The organism is Blastomonas sp. UPD001 (genome assembly GCF_003426715.1).
Lineage (GTDB): Bacteria > Pseudomonadota > Alphaproteobacteria > Sphingomonadales > Sphingomonadaceae > Blastomonas.
This window is the reverse complement of record NZ_QKVT01000154.1, coordinates 1-570: the sequence shown is the minus strand read 5'-3', so window position 1 is coordinate 570 and position 570 is coordinate 1. Positions and strand designations below refer to the sequence as shown.

Here is a 570-nt window from a genome sequence, read left to right as displayed (position 1 = left end):
CTTCAGGGCTTCCTCGATCTTGGACTTGATCTCCCCTGGTGCGACGCGCGGCTTCAGCATCACCAGGTTCGTGATGCCCTTGACACTCCTCACCTTTCGCGCGGCCGCTTCCGCCCGGCTTCGTTGATACTCCCACTCCGCGCTGCCCTCGAGGGTGACCCAGCCGTTCTTCACGACGACCTTGATATTCTCGTGCGAGTAGGGAAGTTCGTTGCGGATCGCCTCGACAACGGCGCGGGCGATCTCGGGATCGGGCTTGTCCTGGGCCGACGGGAGACGGACCTCGATGTCGTTGGCGACGCCGAGCACGCCCTTGACCCGCTTCGTCGCCCGCTCGGCTTCATATTTCTGGCTGTAGCTGCGGACGAAGCCGCTCAGCGTGACAACCCCGTTCTTCACTGCAACGCCGATGTCGGAGGCATCGATGTCCGGATCCCACTTGAGTTCGCTTTCCACGTCGCGTTTGATGTCGCTGTCGGTTCTCATGACGATATCCTCCGTGCAGGATGATCAGGCAGTGCTTGGCGAAGGCATCCCTCGCTCAGCATCGCAAGACTAGCTTGGGCGAGC

General features: G+C 61.8%; 1 protein-coding gene. It reads right to left on the bottom strand.

Going from position 1 to position 570, the window contains the following annotated elements; all coding sequences use genetic code 11:
• Nucleotides 1-486: BON domain-containing protein (locus tag DM995_RS20010; protein WP_157973406.1), on the bottom strand; the 486-nt coding region annotated here is incomplete at its 3' end.
• Between the last annotated feature and the right edge of the window lie 84 nt (nt 487-570).